The sequence below is a fragment of the Humidesulfovibrio sp. genome, assembly GCF_030689645.1.
In the GTDB taxonomy this organism is placed as follows: domain Bacteria; phylum Desulfobacterota; class Desulfovibrionia; order Desulfovibrionales; family Desulfovibrionaceae; genus Humidesulfovibrio.
Genome location: NZ_JAUYFU010000067.1, coordinates 1 through 1,387, shown reverse-complemented (window position 1 = coordinate 1,387; position 1,387 = coordinate 1). Strand labels below are relative to the sequence as shown.

Annotated in this window: 1 protein-coding gene and 1 pseudogene; both read right to left on the bottom strand. The window is 56.6% G+C overall.

What is annotated here, in order from left to right:
- On the bottom strand, positions 1-575 hold a 575-nt coding region (locus Q8O35_RS09830; protein WP_305572748.1), incomplete at its 3' end, for a hypothetical protein.
- Positions 576-1,067: 492 nt separating this feature from the next.
- A pseudogene (locus tag Q8O35_RS09825) lies at positions 1,068-1,387 on the bottom strand (acetyl-coenzyme A synthetase); the annotation flags it as partial.

Genomic DNA, 1,387 nt, shown 5'->3' with positions numbered 1-1,387 from the left:
TGAACATCTATCGTGAGTTTAGATGCCGGATTACGACCAAAATATATCTCTGCTGACCTCGACCAATTGTAGAGTCTCTGGAGCAGAACCAGTATGTGTCGGCGGGTCGCTGGGGCCAGAGGCTTTCCTAGCCGGGAATTTTGAGACTTAAGTTTTGTTAGGAAATCGAGGACATCATCTCTAGTTACGGCATCCATGCGTCGGTTCCCGAAGTCAGGCGCAAGATAGTCATTCCAGCGCTGCAGATCTTTGTCCCAACTGACTTTTGATTCATCGGTGTCAGGGTGCTGCGCACTCTTGAGGTAGCGTTCAAAGACCGAGCCGACGGTGATGCCTTTCCGGGCGGCTGCCGGGTTCACGCCTGTGTGAAGTTTGGCGCGGATTTCTTGCTCGACCTGGCGAGCTTCGGCCATCGTGTTGGCATAGGCCGTATGCTTTCGTGTCCCGCGGCCTCCTTCTCGGATAACCACTTGATAGCGCGTACCGCGATCTTTCTTCGCTTTCCCGCATTTGGGACAAACCCGCTTCTTCTCGCTATAAACGGTTTTGCACGCGCACACGACGAGGATAGCCATCTCGCACCTCCGAATTTCTTGGCGACAGCATGCCGCCAAAGGGACACCAGCGGGACACGAGAGACAGTATAAGGTGGGCTTTGATGGCGTCAAGTGGGATTTTACATGGTCATCGATTTCATGTTTATAATTGATTTTGCTGCTTATTGTTGAGAGACAGCCCCTGATCTGGCCCAGAAGATATAGGACTCCGGGGGAAATGATTCCCCCCGGACCCCCTCGTGACAAAGGAAAGGCGTATTTCCGTGCAAATGCCCGGAAATACGCCTTTCCTTTGCAGTGGGGGCACGAGGGATGCGTTTTTTGAGCCACCTCAACACGCTGAAGATTCGAGAAAAATTTTTCCTGCATGCAACGCCCGGCTCATTGGCTTACCCAATGCGAAGGGCTCCTTCCGGCAAAGACGCCGGAAGGAGCCCTTCGCTTTGGGGAGTCCAGAGGGCGCATGCCCTCTGGCGGGAGTGCAGGAGGCAGAGCCCCAGGCGTTCCAGGCTACTCCGTATCGTCCAACATGCTCAAATCGCCGGGCGCCTCGCCGGTTTCCTCGGCCTTGAGCACGCGGCGCAGGATCTTGCCGCTTCTGGTGCGCGGCAGGGTCTCGCGGAACTCCACGCCCTTGATGACGGCCACAGGCCCAAGCTCCTTGCGCATGTGGTGCTGCAGTTCAAGAATCAACTCATCCGAGGGGCTGTAGTCCTGATTCAGGATGATGAAGGCCTTGGCGGCCTCGCCCTTGATCTTGTCGGGCACGCCGATGACGGCGGCCTCAGCCACGGACGGGTGCGCGCGGAAGGCGTTCTCCAGTTCGGCGG